Below are 20166 nucleotides of genomic sequence, written 5' to 3'. Positions count from 1 at the left end.
GACAGGAAGACATTTATGGAGTCGGCTAAAAATTTCAATCTGATGCAGGCGCTCAAGGAAAACGCCATCTATCTGGTGCTGCTGGTGCTGCTCATGGTCATCGTGATCCAGGAGCCCTCCTTCCTGAGCCTCACCAACTTCAGCAACATCCTGACCCAGTCCTCGGTGCGGGTCATCATAGCGCTGGGGGTGGCGGGCATCATCATCACCCAGGGGACGGATCTCTCGGCCGGTCGTCAGGTTGGTCTGGCGGCACTCATAGCGGCAACCATGTTGCAGGCGCTGACCAACGTCAACAAGGTGTTCCCGACGCTGGGAGAGGTGCCCATTCCTGCGGTGATCCTGCTGGTGTGTGTGGTGGGTGCCCTGATTGGTCTGGTCAACGGTCTGATCGTGGCCTACCTGAACGTTACCCCGTTCATTACCACCCTGGGCACCATGATCATCGTCTACGGTATCAACTCCCTCTACTTTGACTCGGTCGGGGCCTCGCCGGTGGCCGGGTTTGACCCTCGCTTCTCCAGCTTCGCCCAAGGGTTTATCCGGATAGGAGGATTCAAGCTCTCCTATCTTACCTTCTACGCGGCCATCGCCAGCGTCTTTGTCTGGGTGCTGTGGAACAAGACCCGCTTTGGCAAAAACATCTTCGCCATCGGTGGCAACCCCGAGGCAGCCAAGGTCTCCGGCGTCAACGTGGCGGTCAATCTGGTGATGATCTATGCGCTGGCAGGGGTCTTCTACGCCTTCGGCGGCATGCTGGAAGCGGGCCGGATCGGTAGCGCCACCAACAACCTCGGCTTCATGTACGAGCTGGATGCCATCGCGGCGTGCGTGGTGGGCGGGGTGTCGTTTGCCGGCGGGGTGGGAACGGTCGCGGGTGTGATTACCGGCGTACTTATCTTCACCCTGATCAACTATGGCTTGACCTATATCGGCGTCAGCCCTTACTGGCAGTTCATCATCAAGGGCGGCATCATCATTCTGGCGGTGGCCCTGGACTCCATGAAGTACGCCAAGAAGAAATAACGATTGGCAGGGAGGGTTGGCGTTGCCAGCCCTCTCTTCTGGAGGGAACCCATGCCATTCAAGGTCAAGATTTACCTCTTGCTGCTATTGGCCATTCTGGTCACCATCGGCACCGCCGGGCTCAGCGTGAATCACTTCATCAGTGGTTACATTCGTACTCAGGCCACCCACAACATCACCGAGCAGATCACTCTGGTCAAAGAGAAGCTGGCCAGCGACATCAATCAGAAGATCCTGTTGGCCGCCAACCTCAACTTCGGGGTGACCAACGTCAAGAAGACCCTGCAAGAGACCGGCTTTCACAACATCGTCAAGGTGATCGGCGACATGGCCTTCGACGTGAGCGGGGTCATCAACGACAACGCCAAGGTCGATGCCCTGCGCAAGCTGATCCCCGCCGCCAACCACCAGATCACCGTCAGCCCGCTGCAACAGGTGGATGGCAAGCCGGTCATCACTATTCTGGTGCCGCGCGGTGCCGATTCCGCCTATCTCTACTACCTCGACATGAGCGAGTTCAAAAGCCTGCTGGAGAAGATGAGTGGCGATGGCCGCTACTTCTCGTTGGCCGACAGTCAGGGCAACAGCCTCTATGACAGCAAGCCGCAAGGGGAGAGTGAAGCGCGCCCCAACCAGCTGGATATTCGCGGCAGCAGCTGGACCCTGACCGGCTACATCGACCTCGATTACATCCGTGCCATGACCCGGGCCCTCAACGGCCAGATCATCATGGCGCTGTTCGGTGTGGCGATCGTGGTGATGGTGCTGGCGATGCTGGCGCTCAATGTGGCCTATCGCCCCATCCTCTCGCTGCGGGATCTGGTGCTGGAGCTCTCCCGCGGCAGCGGCGATCTCACCCGCCGGCTGGCGGTGACCAGCAAGGATGACCTTGGCCAAATCTCGGCCGGCATCAACCGCTTTATCGAGCGGTTGCAGGAGATGATGGGGGAGGTGCGACAGGCGAGCGGCCAGCTCAACAGCGGTATCGAGGGGTTGGCCAGCCAGACCGGCGCCGCCCAGTCCCTGTTGGCGGACCACGTGCGTGAGACCGAGCAGGTGGTGACCGCCATCAACGAGATGAGCCGCACCGCGGTCTCCGTCTCCGAGAGTGCGGCCAGCACCGCCCAGCTCACCGGCCAGAGCCAGCAGCTGGCGAGCCAGTCCCGTCAGGTGGTGGATCAGGCGATGGCCAGCGTGATGGCGCTGGTAGACGAAGTGGAAGCCACTGCCCGCTCCATCGAAGCGATGCAGCAGGATGTGCAGCAGATTGGCTCCGTGCTCGGGGTGATCGGCAGCATTGCCGAACAGACCAACCTGCTGGCGCTCAATGCCGCCATCGAGGCGGCCCGCGCCGGTGAACAGGGGCGCGGTTTTGCGGTGGTGGCAGACGAGGTGCGTTCCCTCGCAGCCCGTACCCAGCAGAGCACAGCCGAGATCCAGACCATGCTGGCCAGTCTGCAGCGGGGCACCCGAACTGTGGTGGATGCCATGGGCAACACCAAGCAGAGCTGTCAGGGGGCTGCCGAGAACACCACCAGGGTCAACGAGTCGCTGGATCTGATGGCCGGAGAAGTGGTGGAGATCAACGATCTCATCAGCCATATCGCCACGGCGGCGGAGCAGCAGAGCGCGGTGGCCGAAGAGATCAATCGCAACATGAGCGCCATCGCTGAAGTGATCCGCCAGCTGACCCACAACGGGGAGGCAACGGTCGCCAGCTCCGTGGCGATGCAGCAGACCTACGACCGGCTGCGGGAGATCGTGGGTCACTTCCGGCTGGAGTGAGGCCGATGTTCAGCCAATAACAAAACAGGGCCATCCGGCCCTGTTGTTGTTTTCCTGTCTGCCTGAATCAACCGGCCTTGCGGCGCAGATAGACCCCGGCTTCCATGTGATGGGTCCAGGGGAACTGGTCGAACAGGGCGAAACGGGCGATTTCGTGGGTTTCGCCCAGCACGGCCATGTTGGCCTGCAGTGTCTCGGGGTTGCAGGAGATGTAGAGGATGTTGTCGTACTCCTGCACCAGCTTGACGGTGGCATCGTCGAGACCGGCGCGGGGCGGGTCGACGAAGATGGTGTTGCACTGGTAGCTCTTGAGATCGATCCCCTTGAGGCGGTTGAACTCCCGTTCACCACGCATCGCCATGGTGAACTCCTCGGCCGACATGCGCAGGATGATCAGGTTGTCGACGCCGTTGGCTGCGATGTTGAACTGGGCGGAGTCGACGCTCGGCTTGGCGATTTCGGTGGCCAGCACCTTGCGGAAGTTCTGCGCCAGCGCGATGGAGAAGTTGCCGTTGCCGCAATAGAGCTCCAGCAGGTCCCCTTCGCTCCCCTTGGTCACATCCAGCGCCCAGGCCAGCATCTGCTCGTTGATGGCGGCGTTGGGCTGGGTGAAGCTGTTCTCCACCTGCTTGTAGATGAGCTGGCGACCCGCCACGTTGAGCTGTTCGATGACGAAGTCATCCCCCAGACAGATCTTCTGCTTGTGGGCGCGGCCAATCAGTTGCAGCTCGAACCCCTTGGCGCGCAGATCGGCCTGCAGCGCTTCGGCGGCCTGTTGCCATTCGGCCTCCAGCTTGCGGTGATAGAGCAGGCTGACAATGATCTGGCCGGACTGGGTGGAGAGGTAGTCGATCTGGAACAGCTTGCGGCGCAGCACCGGGTGTGGGCGCAGCCCCTCCAGCAGCAGCGGCATCAACTGGTTGATGAGGCGGCTGGCGGTAGGGAAGTGGTCTATCTTGATGATCTCTTTGGTCGCCGGGGCATACATGCAGTGGAAGAGGTCATCCCCTTCGTGCCAGATGCGAAATTCGGCGCGCATCCGGTAGTACTCCGCCGGTGAGCTGTGCACTTCCAGCGCCGGGAGGGTGAAGCCGGCAAACAGCTCGGTGAGGCGAGCGCGCTTTTCGTCGAGTTGGGCCTGATAGTCGGCCGCGGTTCTAGGCGCCGGAGCGTTCGCGGAAGGCTGTTGGGATTGGGTCATAAATACCTCACATGCACACCGGCCGGGCCGGGTCGAAATCGGGGGAAGGCAACAGGCCACCCAAAGGGGCCCGATTTTAAAAGCCAGCCGCAGATTGTCCAGCATTTTGTGGTCAAGAAGTGTTCAGTCAGGCCGATAGCTGATCTACAGGCATGGTGGGAGGACACATTATGCAGATCGAAGGCGTGGGCGCAGCCCAACCCAAGGGAGTGGGTGTTTCTCCCAAATCGCCCCAACAGGCGGAGCAGAAACAGGTCAAGAGCGAGGAGGCTGTCTCCTTGCACAAGCCGCCCAAGTGGGCGCAGGTGCTGATCCAGCAGGCATTGCAGTTCTCGCTGGAGATCAATGGCCAGGGCTATCAGGCGCCGAAGGTGAAAGAGCCCGAGGAGATCACGCCGGAGACCCTGTTCGACTTCCAGTCGGTGGCTGACAACGTGCTGCAGTTCGTGACCGGACGGCTCGGTGCCGCGCGGGCCGATGGCAAGTCTGACGACGACCTGACCGGGATGATGGAGCAGGCCCGCAAGGGGGTCGACAAGGGCTTTGACGAGGCGAAGAAGCAGCTCGGCAAGTGGGCGACTGACAACGACGATATCAAAACCGGTATCGATCAGAGCTACAAGCTGATCCAGAAAGGGCTCGAGGAGTTCGAGAAGGAGTTCTTCGGCAAGGTCTCTCCGACCGACATGGGACAGGCCGAGATGGCCAGTCGCCAGCAGGGTTATCTGGAGATCCAGACCAAGGATGGCGACAAGGTGGTGCTGCGCTTCAACGACAGCTGGCAGACCAAGTCCCAGAGCAGCGAGAGCGGCAGCCAGTTCAGCCTCAAGTCGAGCCAGAGCTTCAGCTTCTCGCTGGAGGGGGATCTCAGCAGCGACGAGATGGAGTCCATCGGTACGCTGGTCAAGGGGATCGACGAGCTGGCGGGGAGCTTCTTCTCCGGCAATTTCGAGGATCTGCTGGACAAGGCGGGCGAGCTGAAACTGGATGACAGCCAGCTGGCCTCCTACTCCCTCAAGCTCAAGCAGAGCGTCAAGCTGAGCCAGACCTATCAGGGGGCGCACTCCCTGCAGGATCTGATCAAGCCGTTTGCAGACTACCTGCCCAAGCTGGATCAGGTGCAGAAACAGGCAGATACTCTGCTGCCAGCATCCCAGCAACAGGCGCTGACCCCGGCCGTGCTGGCGGCGAGAGGGGAAGGGGAACCTGTACAGGTCGATCGCTTCACCAGCTTCAACCAGCGGATGCTGGAGGCGCTGCGGATGATCAACCAGTTCCAGCCCTCCACCGAGCCCGCCAGTAAGAACGCCTGAGCCACAGCGCGTAACGCAAGTAATTAGCTGCCGTTTGCCAGCCCTTCCCGGGGCTGGCAAACTGGCCTTTTCTCCAATCCGGTTGCCCCATGAACCCTAAGAAGCCAAGAGACAAGCGCGAGCTCTGCTACCCCTTTATCTTCGAAACCTCGCTCAAATGTGATTTTGAAATCGCCACTGACGAGCTCTGCTGTCAGGTCGGGGCCGTGCTGTCACACCTTGCGCCGGATGCGGATACCGAGCCCATGCTGGCGGATCTCGCGGCGTTGCAGCGACTTATCTACAACCTAAACGGCTCGGTACGCGGCAAGCTGGGGATCTTCGATGCAGACCTTGAGTGGCTCAAGGCCCGTTACGACCACTACAACGAGGCGAGTCGCGGCAGCGTCACCGGTTTCGTGCTGCCGCAGGGGCCGCAGCCCATTCCCACCCTCCATCTGTGCCGCTGTGGCAGCAAGAAGGTGGTGCGGCTGCTGGTCCGGTTGGAAGAGAGCGGGGTGGCCTTCGATCCAATTCTCTATCGCTTCGCCAACCTGCTGGCCAACTTCTTCTTCGTGCTCACCGTCTACCTCAAGCAGCGCTGGCAGGTGCCGGAAGTGCCCTACGTCAGCATCAACTACTGATGGTGGCTGGCTAGGGGCCAGACGTCATGATGGATTGAACGGAATAAAAAACCGGAGCCTTGGGCTCCGGTTTTGTTTTTCAGCGCGTCAGTTGCCCGCTCAGCTGGAGATCAGCACTCTCGCCGAGTTGGCAGGGATGGTGAGCTGCACCTCGCCCTGCACCACTTCGAACTTCTCGCCGTTGAAGGCATCGGTGAAGCGGCTGGCGGGGCTGGCGGTCTGCCACAGGGGCAAGCTGATGGTGCGCGGCTCGCTCGGATGGCGGTTGCAGGCCACCACCACCTGATCGCTTTGCAGGGTACGGGCGAATACATAGCTGTGGGGCCCGGCGTAGAGGGTCTGGATATCGCCACGGCGCAGGGAAGGGCGCTGGCGACGGATCTGGATCAGCCGACGATAGTGGTCGTGCAGCACGTGATCCCAGTCTGTGGTATCCCACGGGAAGCAGCGGCGGCAGTCCGGATCGTTGCCGCCGGAGAGTCCCACTTCATCGCCGTAGTAGATGGACGGCACGCCGATATAGGTGAGCAGCAGGGTGGCGGCCAGCTGCATCCGCTGCTTGTCTTCACCCAGCAGATGGAGGAAACGGGCTGTGTCGTGGCTGTCCAGCAGGTTGAACTGGGCCAGCTGGTTCTTGAACGGGATGTGGGCCCGCGCCAGCTTGAGCCAGCGATCCAGCTCTTCGGCGCTGATCTTGATGGGGTGGTAGGCGATGTCCTTACCGGCCAGGAAGGCGCGGATCGGATGGGCGAAGCCGTAGTAGTTCATGGCGCCGTCCTCCTGATCCCCTTGCAGCCACTGGCTCGCCTCGAAGAAGTGTTCGCCGAGCACATAGGCGTCCGGGTTCTCCTGCTTCACTGCCCCGCGAATGGCGCGCACGTGACTGCGATTGCCCTCGGCGGTGCCGCGCTCGCCCAGCATGTGGATGACGTCAAAGCGCCAGCCATCGATCTGGTAGGGGGCGCGCATCCAGTAACGGAGGATGGCGTCGTCTGCCCGATAGACGGCGTCCTGCACCTTCTCGCAGGAGAAGTCCAGCTTGGGCAGGCTGCGAATGCCCTTCCAGCTGACGTAATCCCCTTCCTTATCAAAGGTGTAGAAGCTGCGCCACGGGGAGTCCGGGTTGCTCTGGGCCCCCAGTGGCGGGCAGAACCAGGGGTGCTCGGTAGAGGTGTGGTTGACCACCGCATCGAGGATGATCTTCATACCGCGCTGGTGCAGGTTGCGGGTCAGCTCGGCGAACTGCTCGTTGCTGCCGAGGTGGGCATCCACCTTGAAGTAGTCCTGGGTGTCGTACTTGTGGTTGCTCGGCGAATCGAAGATGGGGTTGAGGTAGAGCGCCGTCACCCCGAGGGATTGCAGGTAGTGCAGCTTGGCATCGATGCCCGCCAGATCGCCGCCGTAAAATTCGCAGGCGCCGTGGCCCTCTTCATGGCGACTGACCGGTTCGCCCCACGCCTTGCTGATCACCGCTTTGCCGCGATATTCGTACTCGTGATGCTTGACGCTCAGCGACGGATCGCCGTTGCAGAAGCGGTCGGGGAAGATCTGATAGAACACCTGATCCTGCACCCAGGCCGGTGGCTGGTGCAGGCTGTTGAAGCGAAAATGCTGCTCCCGTGGCGGCATGGACGCGCTGACGCCCGCCCCGTGCAGCCACCACTGCTCCTCGTCGGTGAGGCACTTGAAGCTGTAGAGGTGGATATCCTGTCCCTTGATGAGCGGCAGGGTCGCCTGCCACACCTGCAGCCGATCGCGGGTGGAGACCGCCGTCATCGGGATCAGGTACTCCTCGTTATCCGGCTCGTGGCGCAGCCACACCTCGCGGATCGGCGCATCCAGCTCGCTAAAGAGGGTCAATTGCAGTGCGTCGGCGCTCTCTTTGAACCAGGGCGCCACCTGGGGATGAAACAGAAACGGATGGGTCATGATGCTTATTGAGTCAGAAGATCGGCGAGGGCATTACCCTGTTCATGCAATGTTTCGAGCTGGCCTGCCAGCGACTTGGGATCCAGTCCCAACTGGTCGGCGAGCGGTTTGGGGAAGCGGGCGATGATGGCCTGGGCAGGCACGCCCGCGTTCCAGGCGAAGGAGATAAACACGGCGAGGCGGATCAGCACCGCCTCCTTGCTGACCGGATCGTGGGAGAGCGGGTCAAGCTGTTGGGAGATGGCATCGACGAAGGCCTCGGAGAGGTTCCAGCGCCGCGCCAACTCGGCACCGAGCTGGGCATAGTCGTAGCCCAGCATCTCCCGCTGGGCCTCGACCCGGCTGCTGCCGTTCTGGATCGCCATGTTGATGAGCTCGGCCTCTTCCGGCAAGGTGCTCTGGATAAGCAGTTCGCCGATGTTGTGGATCAGGGCGCAGGTGAAGGCGGTCTCGGGATCCATCACCTTGGCCTCCTGCGCCAGGGTTTTGGCGATGGTGGCGACCTGGAAGGTCTCGGTCCAGAACTTGTTCTTGTCGAAGCTGGGCGGGGCCTTGAAGGTGCCGATGATGCCGGAAGCGACCACCACGGAGCGCAGCCGGTTGAAGCCGAGCCGGATCACCGCCTGTTCGATGGAGGTCACTTCATTGCCCCGGCGCAGGGCGGCCGAGTTGGCCATCCGCAGCACCTTGACGCTGATCACCTGATCCATGGCGATCTTGGCCGCAATCTCGTCGATGCGGGCATTCTCGTCGTTGAAGCTCTGCATCAACTCGTGCAGCAGCTTGGGAATAGTGGGGAGTTGTTTGATCTTGTCAAACAGGCGATCCATCGACATGGCTGAGGCAGCCTCCGTTGCGAACTCTGCCTCATATTGTGCCACAGCCGGACAACATGTTCCTGTTTGTGATGCGGCTTTGTGAGCGCTAGAACACCCAGTCGCGCAAGGTGTATTCCAAACGGTGCTGTTTGCCCTGCAGGATCAGGTTCTGACTGGTGCCGCTCAGGGTCGCCCCCTCGGTAAGGGTAGTCAGCACGGCCTGCTCTATGGTGTCCAGCGGCGGCATGCAGGCCATTTCGGTGCTGCCCAGACTGGTGACCCACAGTTTGTCATCTTCCAGATGGCCCTGACCGAAGTAGCGGTTGCAACCGGCGATGCCATTGACGGTGAAGTGCTCGCCGATCTCGAAATCGGGGGGATTGTCGCGGGGGGCCTTGATCGGTTCGCCATCCAGTTTGCTCAGTACCCAGTGGTGATGTTGCAGATCTTGCTGAACAAAGGCGGTCGAGCTGCAGCCAGCGAGCAGTAACAGGGGGATCAGCAAAAAGGGCAATCTGGGCATGAGGGGGCTCCGGTTGGGGGAGCGTCAAGAATACCCTTTTTGGGCAGTCGGGAGCAGGGCGGGAGAGGGGACGACCGACCGCTTCTGTCGCCCCTTGTCCCGCGCGACTGTCGCTTAATGGCAACACACGGGTGATGTTGCCATCGATTTACGCTATCTCAGGGCTCAGTTGGCGAATAGCCGCTCGGCATAACGGGCAAGACCCGCAGCCACCGAGCCGAAGTCATCGCCACCCTCAAGCGGGATGGACGGGAGCTTCTGGCGGATAAAGCTGGCGATCAGCGGCGAGCGGGCGCTACCACCGGTGACGAAGATGCGATCCGGCTGCACACCGGCGGCGGCAATCGCTTCGTCCATCAGCTCGCCAATCTTCTCCAGCAGCAGGGCCGAGGCGTTGGCCAGCTGTTCGCGGGTCAGTTCCGCTTCCAGCCCTTTTTCCAGCTCGGCCAGCGACTGGCGATTGAGTTCCTGCTCCGAGAGGGCGATCTTGCCCTGCTCGGCACGCCACACCAGCTGGTGGCTCAGCTTGTGGGCCCGCAGGCTGGCCAGACGCCCCAGCTTGCTGCCGGGCTGGCTGTCGAGCTGCAGATCCTGCAGCTGGCGGGCGGTGTCGAGGCTATAGAAGCGGCTCTGGGCGCTGACGTCGTTGATGGCGGCCGCATCCCAGAACAGCGGATGGGGCAGCGGCTTGCCGGTCTTGAGGGTCTCGTGCATGCCGAGCAGCGGCATCATCCCCTCCACCGTCAGGCGGATATCGAAGTCGTTGCCGCCGATCCGCTGGCCGCTGTGGCCGAGCAGATCGCCGCTACGATCCAGCTGATCGCGGTAGCTGGGGCCCATCCGCAGCATGGAGCAGTCGGTGGTACCGCCGCCGATATCCACCACCAGCACCACGGCGTCTTCGGTGAGGCGCGCTTCGAATTCAAACCCGGCCGCCACCGGTTCATAGAGGAACTCCACCTGCTCGAAACCGGCCAGACGGGCTGCCTCGGTCAGGATGGCGATAGCTTGCTGGTTACTCTCTTCCCCCGCCAGACCCTGGAAGTTGACCGGACGGCCGATCACCGCCTGGCGGATCGGGGCGCCGAGCTGCTGCTCCGCCTGCTGGCGGACATGGAGCATCATGGCGCAGACGATGTCTTCAAACAGGGCGATCTGGGGGGCCTTGAGGCCATAAGCGCCGAGGAAGGATTTCGGCGATTTGATGTAGTAGCCATCGTCCGGCTCTTCCAGATAGCGCTCCAGCGCGGCACCGCCGAAGCTCAGCTCGTCGATCAGTCCCTCTTCGCGCATCTGGCGGCGAACCATCTGGGCGCGGGTGACCACGGGGCCACGCAGCTTGAGGTACTCCGCCTGCTGGGCGGGTGCCAGCCCTTCGGCCAAAAGACCGGCGATAGCATCCCGGTGGGGGGCATGCAGGGTGGAGGGGAGGTAGCGGGATGCACCTAGATTCAGCAGCCTGGGGCTACCTTGTTCCATCACGGCCACGGCACAGTTGGAGGTGCCGTAATCAAATCCGATAAACATGGGCGCCAGACTCCTGAATAAAAAAGGGGGGCTAGCCTACCCGAAGGCGCCGGGTCTCACAACCCGGCGCGTGACGAAGAGAGGGCGAGCCCCTATTCCACTTCGTTGTCGCAGCGGCCCTGGCTCTCGATGGCGCGGATATTACCGAGGGTGGTATCGGCGATGGCGTGCAGCGCCTCGCGGGTCAGGAACGCCTGATGACCCGTGAACAGCACGTTGTGGCAGGCGGACAGACGGCGGAACACGTCATCGGTGATCACCTCGTTGGACTTGTCGGAGAAGAAGAGATCCTCTTCCTCTTCGTAGACGTCCAGCCCCAGCGCGCCAATTCGGGAGGTCTTGAGCGCCTCGATGGCGGCGTTGGAGTCGAGCAGGCCGCCACGGCTGGTGTTGATGATCATCACCCCGTCCTTCATCTTGGCGAACGCCTCCTTGTTCAACAGGTGGTAGTTCTCTTTGAACAGCGGGCAGTGCAGGCTGATGATGTCGGATTGGCGGAACAGGGTATCGAGATCCACGTACTCGGCCCCCAGCTCGATGGCTGCCGGATTCTGGTAAGGATCGTTGACCAGCAGGCGAACCCCGAAGCCCTTGAGGATGCGCAGGGCGGCCAGACCGATCTTGCCGGTGCCGATGACGCCAACGGTCTTGCCATGCATGTTGAAGCCGACCAGCCCTTCCAGCGAGAAGTTGGCGTCGCGGGTGCGCTGATAAGCCTTATGGATGCGGCGGTTGAGGCACATCATCATGCCGACGGCGTGTTCTGCGGTCGCCTCGGGGGAGTAGGCGGGCACCCGCACCACTTTCAGTCCCAGCTCTTTGGCGGCGGCCAGATCCACGTTGTTGTAACCGGCGCAGCGCAGGGCAATCACCTGGGTGCCGTTGGCAGCCAATTCGGTCAATACCTCGCGGTCAGCATCGTCATTGACGAACAGACACACCACCGGGAAGCCGTGAGCCAGTCGGGCCGTTTTGGCCTCCAGCCGCACATCGAAAAACTCCAGGTCGAAGCCGTACTGGCTGTTGGCCTGGTTGAAATGCTCTTTGTCATAGCTCTTGGTACTGAATACGGCGACTTTCATGGTATGTGCTCCGCAGCGTGTGTGTCGTCAAATTACAACAAAATGGGTCAACTATCACCGGGCAAACCGGCTGGTTATTGTCCCCACGGCATAATGGGAACGGCGCTGACTGCACTCTTGTACGAACCATCCACCAGTTTGGTGCTGTAGGTCAGGTAAACCAGTGCGTTGCGTTTCTTGTCGTAAAAACGCACCACTTTCTGCTCCTTGAACACCAGCGAGGTGCTGACATCGAACACCTCTTCCCCCGCCTTCAGCTTTTCGGGCAGGGTGATGGGGCCGATCTGGTGGCACGACAGGGAGGCGTGGGAGGGATCTTCCGCCAGTCCCAGCCCGCCTTTGACGCCACCTGTCTTGGGGCGCGCCAGATAGCAGGCGACGCCGTCGATGCGCGGGTCGTCGAACGCCTCCACCAGGATCTTGTGGTTGGGGCCGAAGAGCTTGAAGGCGGTGCTCACTTCACCGACCGGGTCAGCCTTGTCAGCCAGCGCCGGGCCGGCAAACAGGGCCCCCAGCAGCAGGGGCAGGGCGCGGCGCAGGGCGTTATGTCGCGTGTGGTTATGTGTCATGGTCTCTCCTGTTGGCCCGGCACTCCTCAATAGGGAATGCCCAGGCGACGATAGAGGCTGGCAAGCACCCAGGCGGGGCCTATCAGCAGAAATTGCAGGTCGGCGAGGAAGGAGGGGCGCTTGCCCTCGATCTTGTGGCCGACAAACTGGGCTATCCAGAGAATCACGAACGCCGCCACCGCGGGCCACAGCAGCGGCCCCTGCCATTGGTGGCAGATCCACAATCCCAGCGCGGTCAGCCCGGCCATCCCCGCGAACAGCGAAAACGACAGTTGCAGATAGAACAGCAGCACCGGAATGGCTGCCACTGCCGCCCAGTTGAGGGGCTCTGGCAAGGGCCCGTGTGGCAGACACCAGAGCAGCGCCAGCGAGCAGAGATAGATGCCCGGTACCGCCAGCTTGTGGATGGCGACGTTTATCGGATTGCGATGGCTCTGGCCGTACTGCGCAAACCACTCCTGGATTCCCTTCATGGCACCTCCCTGGCGCACTGTGTTCTCGCTGCCTGACCTTCGTGGTCAGGCGCTCGTGATGCTTATCCCTGCGGTGGATACTCCCAATATTGGGCCGGAATGGATTTTAGCAACGGGGTCATATCCGGATTGGGCAGGGCGATGGTGACCCGCTGATCGAGGTTGGCGCTGGCGAGCGCTTCGCGGATCTTGGGGTTGTCATTGAAGAACTTCATAAAGCTGCCATCGGCATAGGCCCGCTCCAGCCCGGTCTGAATAGCCTTGGCCAGCTTGGGGTATTCGGGGCTGACGAAGAAGAACTGGGCGAAGGGGTAGCGGATCAGCAGATGCTGCTCGATAGCGAGGTTGGGATACTGCGCCACCAGCTCGCTGCGCTCGGCGAAGATCTCCACCAGGGCGCGCGGGAAGAAGTCGATCTTGTCGCCGTCGTTGATAAGGCGAAACAGGCTGCTGTATCGGCCGGAGAAGGTCGGGATGCCCGCATTTTCCAGAATTTTGTTATCGGCCCAACCGACTCCTTGCGCCGCCTTCAGCTGTTTGAGGTCGGCCAGGGTATTGATCTGGTTGAACTTCTCTTGGGCATCCGCGTGGATGAAGGACAGCCGCAATCCTTCCAGCCCGCGAAACAGCGGAATGGGGACGGCAATCAGGGAGGATTCGAGTGTGCTGGAGGTGCCCATCCAGAAGACGTTGATGGTCTTGCCCTTGCTCAGCTGCTGCTGGAGGGTGAACTGGTTGAGGTCGAGTTCGACAGGCTGGATGCGAAAGGGTTGCCCGGAGCGGGTCAGGGCCAGTTCCAGCAGCTTGTACTGGTACTCCTGGTCAAGATTGTTGACGGGACGGCTGGGGACTTTGACCGTCAGAACCTGTGCTTGTGCCAGCAGTGGCAGGCACAAACACAGCTTGATGAGCCATTTCACTCTCTGTTCTCCTGTAGATTCCGGAAGGTGTCCGGAGTCTAACAGAACTTGTCACCATCTTGCTGCGAGGCGTTGTGCAAGGTTTGAGCGCGGGGCCCTGCCTTGCTGGCGTCTGTTGCACCAGAATGGTGACGGTTCTTCGAAGAATCAGGCGACGCGACGGAACACGTGGGTATCGTTAAATTCCTTGGTGCTCTGGCATTCGACGCAGAAACGGGATTCCGGACGGGCATGCAGCCGCTTGAGGGAGATCTCGTCACCGCAAGATTCGCAGTAACCAAAATCCCCTTCGCTGATGCGCTTCAATGCGCCTCGCAGCTTGCGCAGGTGCAGCTTGTCGTGCTCGATGCGGTTCAGCTCCAGACGGCGGGCTTCCTCGATACTGGCACGGTCAATTTCATCAGCCATCTCGTTGGTGTCGGTGGCGATGGCCTGGCTGGCCTGGGAGTTCAGGCGCTCTTCGAGCTCGACGATCTGTCGCTCGATCTGCCCCTTGTAAAAGGCCAGTTGGTCTTCAGTCATGAAATCACACATACGATTAACTACCAGTCAGTTTACTAACCCAATTATCCCTGTTTATGGGGGCTGTCTGCCTACAGACCAAGCCCTTGTATCCCGATTTGCACCTGTTTCATGCAAGAGAGTGCAAATCAGGGCGGGCCTTGTACCAAAAAAATGCAGCCAAGCAAAGCAAATAGGATAAGGATTGTGCGCCCTTGCAAAAAAATGGTCCGTTCCTGCGGGGGATTGGTCGGGATCTGGCGCCTGCTTCACCCTCTGTTGGCATCGCCTTTGCAACGATGAGAAGGGTGGGCTTCGTACGGATTTGAGTGTTTAGTATTTGGTGCCGCCTTGGTCATTATATACGCCGTTATTTATAGTTTTTTAAACACGCCCGCTTGACATTGCCCTTGATGGCGGGCTTTTATGGTGATGTTGATTACAATTTTATAACAAGGGTGTTCCATATATTAGACACCCTTGCCAATGGCAACCGTAAAGTCGGGGTTTAACATGGACAGTATCAAAGGCTGGATGGAGAGCAATCGCATCACGGAAGTGGAGTGCCTGTTCCCGGATTTCACCGGCAACGCCCGGGGCAAGATCATCCCAGCCAACAAGTTTTTGCGCGAAGGGGGCATGCGTCTGCCCGAGGTGATTTTCACCCAGACGGTGACCGGCGAATATCCGGATGACGACAGCATGATCGACCCGCTGGAGCGGGACATGCAGCTCTATCCCGACCCCAACACCATCCGTTTTGTCCCCTGGGCGCTGGAGCCGACTGCCCAGGTGATCCACGACTGTTTCGACGTCAACGGCAAGCTGATCGACATCGCGCCGCGCTCCGTGCTGCGTCGGGTTCTGTCATTTTACGAGAAGCAGGGCTGGAAGCCGGTGGTGGCGCCCGAGCTGGAATTCTATCTGGTCACCCGAAACGAAGACCCCGACTATCCGCTGGTGCCGCCGGTCGGTCGCAACGGCCGCCCTGAGACCGCCCGCCAGTCGTTCAGTATCGATGCGGTCAACGAGTTCGACCCCATCTTTGAAGACATGTATGACTACTGCGAGGCGCAGGAACTGGAAGTGGACACCCTGATCCACGAGTCGGGCGCCGCCCAGATGGAGATCAACTTCCTGCATGGTGATGCCATCGATCTGGCGGATCAGGTGTTCCTGTTCAAGCGCACCATGCGTGAAGCCGCTCACCGCCACGGCATCTATGCCACCTTCATGGCCAAGCCGATGAGTGACGAACCGGGGTCGGCCATGCACATCCACCAGAGTCTGGAAGATGTGAACGGCCACAACCTGTTCGGTACCCCGAACGGCGGCAACAGCGAACAGTTCATGCACTTCATCGCCGGTCTGCAGAAATACACCCCGGCGGTGACCGCCCTGCTGGCCCCCAACGTCAACTCCTACCGCCGCCTCACCTTTGGCGAGAGCGCGCCGCGCAACGTACAGTGGGGGGTTGAGAACCGCACTTGTGGCCTGCGGGTGCCCTTCTCCGACCCGAGCGCACGGCGGGTGGAGAACCGCTTCGCCGGTGCCGATGCTAACCCCTATCTGGCGCTGGCCGCCACTCTGGCCTGTGGCTATCTCGGCATGATGGAGAAGCTGGAGCCGCTGCCGGAGATGAAGTCGAGCGCCTATGACCTGCCCTACAGCCTGCCCCGCTCGCTGGAGGAGGCACTCAGCCATCTCGAACAGTGCGAGCCCATCAAGGAGATGCTGGGGGAGCGCTTCACCCGCGCCTTCGTCGCGGTCAAACGCAAAGAGTACGAGACCTACTTTGGGGTGATCAGTCGCTGGGAGCGGGAGTTCCTGCTGCTGAACGTTTGATCCCCCTGTAACGGGGAGGCCGGAGTCGGCCTCCCCGGTCCCTGTATCGAAGAGACCGGAACGCGAGTCAGGTGGCGGCTGCCACCTGTGAGTGGTTGTGGCCGAAAGAGCGCTGCGACCTGGATTGATTAACGATTGAATCTTGCCAAATCGAAGGCGCAGGGGAGTAACGAATGCAGCAGACACGCCGTGAGTGACTGTGGCTGCGAACGTGCCGACTCATCTGACTATTTGACGACTGAATCTTGCTAAATCGAAGGAACCGAGGAGCAACAAATGCAGCAGACAACCCGTGAGTGGCAACAACTGGATGCCAGCCACCACCTGCACCCCTTTACCGACTTTCAGGCCCTGAACAAGAAGGGCTCGCGCATCATCACCAACGCCAGCGGCGTCTATCTGGAAGACTCCGAGGGAAAACGCATTCTCGACGGCATGGCGGGCCTGTGGTGCGTCAATATGGGCTATGGCCGCCAGGAGCTGGTGGATGCCGCTACCCGCCAGATGCAGCAGTTGCCCTACTACAACCTCTTCTTCCAGACCGCTCACCCGCCGGTGATCGAGCTGGCGACCCTGCTGGCCGAGGTGACGCCAGCCCATCTCAACCACGTCTTCTTCACCGGCTCCGGCTCCGAGTGCAACGACACCGTGCTGCGGATGGTGCGCCACTACTGGGCCAGCAAGGGTCAGCCTGACAAACAGGTGATCATCAGTCGCCATAACGCCTATCACGGCTCCACCGTGGCGGGGGCGAGTCTGGGTGGCATGAAGGGGATGCATGCCCAGGGCGGACTGCCCATTCCCGGCATAGTGCACATCGATCAGCCCTACCACTTCGGTGAGGGGCAGGGGATGAGTGCCCACGAGTTCGGGCTGGAGCGGGCCCGTCAGCTGGAGCAGAAGATTCTGGAGCTGGGAGTGGACAAGGTGGCTGCCTTTATCGGCGAGCCGATCCAGGGGGCGGGTGGCGTCATCATTCCGCCCGACAGCTACTGGCCGGAGATCCAGCGCATCTGCGATCACTACGGCATCCTGCTCATCGCCGACGAGGTGATCTGCGGCTTTGGCCGTACCGGCCACTGGTTTGCCAGCGAAGGGTTTGGCATCAAGCCAGACCTGATGTGTCTGGCCAAGGGGATCACCTCCGGTTATCTGCCGCTCGGCGCCGTCATGGTGAGCGACCGGGTTGCCAAGGGGCTGGTGGAGGAGGGGGGGGAGTTCAACCACGGCTTCACCTATTCGGGTCACCCGGTCTCTTGCGCCGTTGCGGTGGCCAATATCCAGCTTATGCAGAAAGAGAGCATAGTTAAGCGAGTGCATGATACTATCGGCCCCTATTTGCAGCGCCGCTGGGCGGAGCTGGCCGATCATCCGCTGGTGGGAGAAACCCGAGGCAAAGGATTGGTCGCCGCGCTGGAAATCGTTGAGGACAAGCAGACCAACCGGCGTTTCCCGGCTCAGGCAAATGCGGGGATGACTTGCCGGGAGTTCTGCTTTAACAATGGCTTGGTGATGAGGGCGGTAGGCGATACCATGATCATATCGCCCCCCTTGGTCATCACCGAGGAACAGGTTGATGAATTGGTCGATCTGGCCAGGCGCAGTCTGGATCTGACAGCCGCAAAGCTGAAGGGTTGAGGTGGGTCGGGCAGGTTGGCATGCGCATACAATTTGCTTAGGAGACAAGGATGATGTCTTTCAAAACAGGAGTGATCGCTGCCTCTGTGGCTCTGGTCATGGCAAGTGCCGGAGCAATGGCTGAAGAGAAGGTGCTGCACGTCTACAACTGGAGCGACTACATAGCGCCGGATACCCTGGATAACTTCCAGAAGGAGACGGGGATCAAGGTGGTCTATGACGTGTTCGACAGTAACGAGGTACTGGAAGCCAAGTTGCTGGCGGGTAGTTCGGGCTACGACATCGTGGTGCCATCCAACCCCTTCCTGGCCAAGCAGATCAAGGCGGGCGTGTTCCAGAAACTGGACAAGTCCAAGCTCTCCAACTGGCAAAACATGGATGTCGACCTGCTCAAGGCGCTCGAGCCGAGCGATCCGGGCAACCAGTACTCCATCCCCTATCTGTGGGGCACCATCGGCTATGCCTACAACGCCGAGAAGGTGAAAGCCGTGCTGGGGGCTGATGCCCCGGTCAACTCCTGGGATCTGGTGTTCAAGCCGGAGAACATGGCCAAGTTGAAAGAGTGTGGCGTCTCCTTCCTCGATTCACCGACCGAAATGCTGCCGGCTGCCCTGCAATATCTGGGCTTCAAACCGGATAGCCAGAAACCGGCAGAGCTGAAGAAGGCTGAGGAGCTGTTCCTCTCCATCCGTCCCTATACCGCCTATTTCCACTCCTCCAAGTACATCTCGGATCTGGCCAACGGCAACCTCTGCGTCGCGGTCGGTTACTCCGGTGACTTGCAGCAGTCCAAGGCGCGGGCAGCCGAGGCCAAGAATGGCGTAGCGCTCACCTACACCATTCCGAAAGAGGGGGCGGGCAGCTTCTTTGACATGATCGCCATTCCTGCGGATGCCAAGAACGTCGAGGCGGCCCACACCTTCATCAACTACCTGATGAAGCCCGAGGTGATCGCCAATATCACCAACGTGGTGCAGTTCCCGAACGGCAACAAGGCGGCGACCCCGCTGGTGGATGAGGCGATCCGCACCGATCCGGGTATCTACCCTGATGCGGCGACCCTGCAGAAGATCTACACCTTCCCGGATCTGCCGGCCAAGGTGCAGCGTCTGATGACCCGCAGCTGGACCAAGATCAAGTCCGGCAAGTAAGTAACGAATGCCCCTCCCGGTCCGCAGTTCGGCCGGGAGGGTAGTGATGCCATCCATCCGGATGGGCCGCGCGAATGGATGCGCAGACGGTCAACCACTGAAACAGGAGAACTGACACCGTGAATACAACCAGATTGCTAACCGTAGCGCTGACCATGGGATTGGCGAATGTGGCCCAGGCTGCCCCTGTGCTGCACTTCTACAACTGGTCTGACTATATCGGCGAGACCACCCTCAGCGATTTCCAGCAGGCGACCGGGATCAAGACCGTCTATGACGTGTTTGACTCCAACGAGACCCTGGAAGGCAAGTTGCTGACGGGGCGGACCGGTTACGATCTGGTGGTGCCCTCCAATAATTTCCTGGCCAAGCAGATCAAGGCGGGAGCCTTCCAGAAGCTGGATAAATCCCTGCTGCCCAATCTGGCCAACCTGGACCCCGTGCTGCTCAAGCAGCTCGACAAGGTGGATCCGGGTCATCAGTACGCGGTGCCCTATCTGTGGGGGACCAACGGCATTGGCTACAACGTCGACAAAATCAAGGCGGTGCTGGGGGTCGACAAGATTGACTCCTGGGCCACCATCTTCGAACCGGAAAACATGGCGAAACTCTCTCGCTGCGGCGTCGCCTTCCTCGACTCTGCCGACGAGATGATCCCTGCTGCCCTCAACTACCTCGGACTCGATCCCAACAGTCATGCGACGGGGGATATCAAGCAGGCCGAGGCGCTGCTGCTCAAGGTGCGGCCCTATGTGGCCTACTTCCACTCCTCCAAATACATCGGCGATCTCGCCAATGGTGACATCTGCGTGGCGGCCGGTTTTTCCGGCGACATCCTGCAAGCCGCTGCCCGCGCCGATGAAGCTGGCAAGGGGGTGAAAATTGCCTACAGCATTCCGAAAGAGGGGGGCAATCTCTGGTTCGACATGATGGCGATCCCGTCCGATGCCACCAATGTCAAAGAGGCGCACGCTCTCATCAACTACGTCCTGCAGCCCGAAGTGATCGCCAAGGTCAGCGACTATGTGGGCTACGCGAATCCCAACTCAAGGGCGGGCGAGTTTATGGATGAGGCGGTGCGCAACAATGAGGAGGTATATCCCCCTCAGGCCGTGCTGGAGCGACTCTATGTGCAGGAAGCACATCCCCGCTCGGTACAGCGTCTAATCACCCGGAGTTGGACCAAGATCAAGTCCGGTACCTAACCTTGGTGCCCGTTCGGGGGCGCCAAATCGCTTTTAT

The 20166-nt window shown here is 60.6% G+C and carries 18 protein-coding genes; 8 read left to right on the top strand and 10 right to left on the bottom strand.

What is annotated here, in order from left to right:
• The first annotated feature begins 15 nt into the window (after positions 1-15).
• On the top strand, positions 16-1026 hold the full coding sequence (mglC, locus tag I6L46_RS16295; RefSeq protein ID WP_005342585.1) for a galactose/methyl galactoside ABC transporter permease MglC: 1011 nt from the start codon (positions 16-18) through the stop codon (positions 1024-1026).
• A 51-nt stretch (positions 1027-1077) separates the two neighbouring features.
• The gene (locus I6L46_RS16290) at positions 1078-2811 is read left to right on the top strand and encodes a methyl-accepting chemotaxis protein (protein ID WP_216976339.1); all 1734 of its coding nucleotides are present in this window, start codon (positions 1078-1080) and stop codon (positions 2809-2811) included.
• Between the two features lie 67 nt (positions 2812-2878).
• On the opposite strand, the gene trmA is transcribed toward I6L46_RS16290, so the two are convergent.
• Positions 2879-4012, bottom strand: coding sequence for a tRNA (uridine(54)-C5)-methyltransferase TrmA (gene trmA, locus I6L46_RS16285; protein ID WP_042656544.1), 1134 nt, complete (start codon positions 4010-4012; stop codon positions 2879-2881).
• A 170-nt stretch (positions 4013-4182) separates the two neighbouring features.
• On the opposite strand from trmA, the gene I6L46_RS16280 reads away from it, so the two are divergent.
• Both I6L46_RS16280 and I6L46_RS16275 read left to right on the top strand, forming a co-directional pair.
• Positions 4183-5325 (top strand): DUF5610 domain-containing protein, encoded by a 1143-nt coding sequence (locus I6L46_RS16280; protein ID WP_216976337.1) that lies wholly within the window; start codon positions 4183-4185, stop codon positions 5323-5325.
• A gap of 89 nt (positions 5326-5414) precedes the next feature.
• The gene (locus I6L46_RS16275) at positions 5415-5948 is read left to right on the top strand and encodes an ATP--cob(I)alamin adenosyltransferase (protein ID WP_043821496.1); all 534 of its coding nucleotides are present in this window, start codon (positions 5415-5417) and stop codon (positions 5946-5948) included.
• 99 nt (positions 5949-6047) lie between these two features.
• On the opposite strand, the gene malZ is transcribed toward I6L46_RS16275, so the two are convergent.
• The 9 genes from malZ to I6L46_RS16230 form a co-directional block, all read right to left on the bottom strand.
• Complete coding sequence (gene malZ / locus I6L46_RS16270) at positions 6048-7877, bottom strand: maltodextrin glucosidase (protein ID WP_005355500.1); 1830 nt, start codon at positions 7875-7877, stop codon at positions 6048-6050.
• 5 nt (positions 7878-7882) lie between these two features.
• Positions 7883-8713, bottom strand: coding sequence for an HDOD domain-containing protein (locus I6L46_RS16265; protein ID WP_005355498.1), 831 nt, complete (start codon positions 8711-8713; stop codon positions 7883-7885).
• Positions 8714-8801: 88 nt separating this feature from the next.
• Positions 8802-9218, bottom strand: coding sequence for an META domain-containing protein (locus I6L46_RS16260; protein WP_005340725.1), 417 nt, complete (start codon positions 9216-9218; stop codon positions 8802-8804).
• Positions 9219-9383: 165 nt separating this feature from the next.
• A complete protein-coding gene (gene yegD / locus I6L46_RS16255) occupies positions 9384-10745 on the bottom strand; it encodes a molecular chaperone (RefSeq protein WP_064339148.1) in 1362 nt (453 codons plus the stop codon).
• 92 nt (positions 10746-10837) lie between these two features.
• Complete coding sequence (locus I6L46_RS16250; protein ID WP_005340720.1) at positions 10838-11827, bottom strand: 2-hydroxyacid dehydrogenase; 990 nt, start codon at positions 11825-11827, stop codon at positions 10838-10840.
• Positions 11828-11901: 74 nt separating this feature from the next.
• Entirely contained in the window at positions 11902-12396 is a 495-nt protein-coding gene (locus tag I6L46_RS16245; RefSeq protein ID WP_005355485.1) for a CreA family protein, read from the bottom strand.
• 26 nt (positions 12397-12422) lie between these two features.
• Entirely contained in the window at positions 12423-12869 is a 447-nt protein-coding gene (locus I6L46_RS16240; protein WP_042081789.1) for a DUF962 domain-containing protein, read from the bottom strand.
• A 62-nt stretch (positions 12870-12931) separates the two neighbouring features.
• On the bottom strand, positions 12932-13789 hold the full coding sequence (locus I6L46_RS16235; protein ID WP_150389955.1) for an amino acid ABC transporter substrate-binding protein: 858 nt from the start codon (positions 13787-13789) through the stop codon (positions 12932-12934).
• Positions 13790-13936: 147 nt separating this feature from the next.
• Positions 13937-14323: a TraR/DksA C4-type zinc finger protein gene (locus I6L46_RS16230; RefSeq protein ID WP_005356952.1), complete on the bottom strand. Its 387-nt coding sequence runs from the start codon at positions 14321-14323 to the stop codon at positions 13937-13939.
• Positions 14324-14803: 480 nt separating this feature from the next.
• Between I6L46_RS16230 and I6L46_RS16225 the strand changes: the two genes are divergently transcribed.
• The 4 genes from I6L46_RS16225 to I6L46_RS16210 all read left to right on the top strand — a co-directional run bounded on the left by I6L46_RS16225 (position 14804) and on the right by I6L46_RS16210 (position 20129).
• Positions 14804-16135: a glutamine synthetase family protein gene (locus I6L46_RS16225; RefSeq protein ID WP_013723370.1), complete on the top strand. Its 1332-nt coding sequence runs from the start codon at positions 14804-14806 to the stop codon at positions 16133-16135.
• A gap of 276 nt (positions 16136-16411) precedes the next feature.
• Positions 16412-17773: an aspartate aminotransferase family protein gene (locus I6L46_RS16220; protein ID WP_144715679.1), complete on the top strand. Its 1362-nt coding sequence runs from the start codon at positions 16412-16414 to the stop codon at positions 17771-17773.
• A gap of 53 nt (positions 17774-17826) precedes the next feature.
• Positions 17827-18924 carry an extracellular solute-binding protein gene (locus tag I6L46_RS16215; protein WP_005340709.1) on the top strand — a complete coding sequence of 366 codons (1098 nt, stop codon included), beginning with the start codon at positions 17827-17829 and terminating at the stop codon, positions 18922-18924.
• 119 nt (positions 18925-19043) lie between these two features.
• Positions 19044-20129 carry a polyamine ABC transporter substrate-binding protein gene (locus tag I6L46_RS16210; protein WP_108612035.1) on the top strand — a complete coding sequence of 362 codons (1086 nt, stop codon included), beginning with the start codon at positions 19044-19046 and terminating at the stop codon, positions 20127-20129.
• The last annotated feature ends 37 nt before the right edge of the window (positions 20130-20166 follow it).

Source organism: Aeromonas sp. FDAARGOS 1416, from assembly GCF_019048085.1.
GTDB lineage: Bacteria > Pseudomonadota > Gammaproteobacteria > Enterobacterales > Aeromonadaceae > Aeromonas > Aeromonas veronii.
The sequence above is the reverse complement of the archived record's forward strand: the minus strand, read 5'-3'. Positions and strand labels throughout refer to the sequence as shown.

Excerpts from the sequence above, each read along its gene's own strand:
- mglC (WP_005342585.1), top strand. The coding sequence starts at position 16 with ATGGAGTCGGCTAAAAATTTCAATCTGATGCAGGCGCTCAAGGAAAAC.
- I6L46_RS16290 (WP_216976339.1), top strand. The coding sequence starts at position 1,078 with ATGCCATTCAAGGTCAAGATTTACCTCTTGCTGCTATTGGCCATTCTG.
- trmA (WP_042656544.1), bottom strand. The coding sequence starts at position 4,012 with ATGACCCAATCCCAACAGCCTTCCGCGAACGCTCCGGCGCCTAGAACC.
- I6L46_RS16280 (WP_216976337.1), top strand. The coding sequence starts at position 4,183 with ATGCAGATCGAAGGCGTGGGCGCAGCCCAACCCAAGGGAGTGGGTGTT.
- I6L46_RS16275 (WP_043821496.1), top strand. The coding sequence starts at position 5,415 with ATGAACCCTAAGAAGCCAAGAGACAAGCGCGAGCTCTGCTACCCCTTT.
- malZ (WP_005355500.1), bottom strand. The coding sequence starts at position 7,877 with ATGACCCATCCGTTTCTGTTTCATCCCCAGGTGGCGCCCTGGTTCAAA.
- I6L46_RS16265 (WP_005355498.1), bottom strand. The coding sequence starts at position 8,713 with ATGTCGATGGATCGCCTGTTTGACAAGATCAAACAACTCCCCACTATT.
- I6L46_RS16260 (WP_005340725.1), bottom strand. The coding sequence starts at position 9,218 with ATGCCCAGATTGCCCTTTTTGCTGATCCCCCTGTTACTGCTCGCTGGC.
- yegD (WP_064339148.1), bottom strand. The coding sequence starts at position 10,745 with ATGTTTATCGGATTTGATTACGGCACCTCCAACTGTGCCGTGGCCGTG.
- I6L46_RS16250 (WP_005340720.1), bottom strand. The coding sequence starts at position 11,827 with ATGAAAGTCGCCGTATTCAGTACCAAGAGCTATGACAAAGAGCATTTC.
- I6L46_RS16245 (WP_005355485.1), bottom strand. The coding sequence starts at position 12,396 with ATGACACATAACCACACGCGACATAACGCCCTGCGCCGCGCCCTGCCC.
- I6L46_RS16240 (WP_042081789.1), bottom strand. The coding sequence starts at position 12,869 with ATGAAGGGAATCCAGGAGTGGTTTGCGCAGTACGGCCAGAGCCATCGC.
- I6L46_RS16230 (WP_005356952.1), bottom strand. The coding sequence starts at position 14,323 with ATGTGTGATTTCATGACTGAAGACCAACTGGCCTTTTACAAGGGGCAG.
- I6L46_RS16225 (WP_013723370.1), top strand. The coding sequence starts at position 14,804 with ATGGACAGTATCAAAGGCTGGATGGAGAGCAATCGCATCACGGAAGTG.
- I6L46_RS16220 (WP_144715679.1), top strand. The coding sequence starts at position 16,412 with ATGCAGCAGACAACCCGTGAGTGGCAACAACTGGATGCCAGCCACCAC.
- I6L46_RS16215 (WP_005340709.1), top strand. The coding sequence starts at position 17,827 with ATGTCTTTCAAAACAGGAGTGATCGCTGCCTCTGTGGCTCTGGTCATG.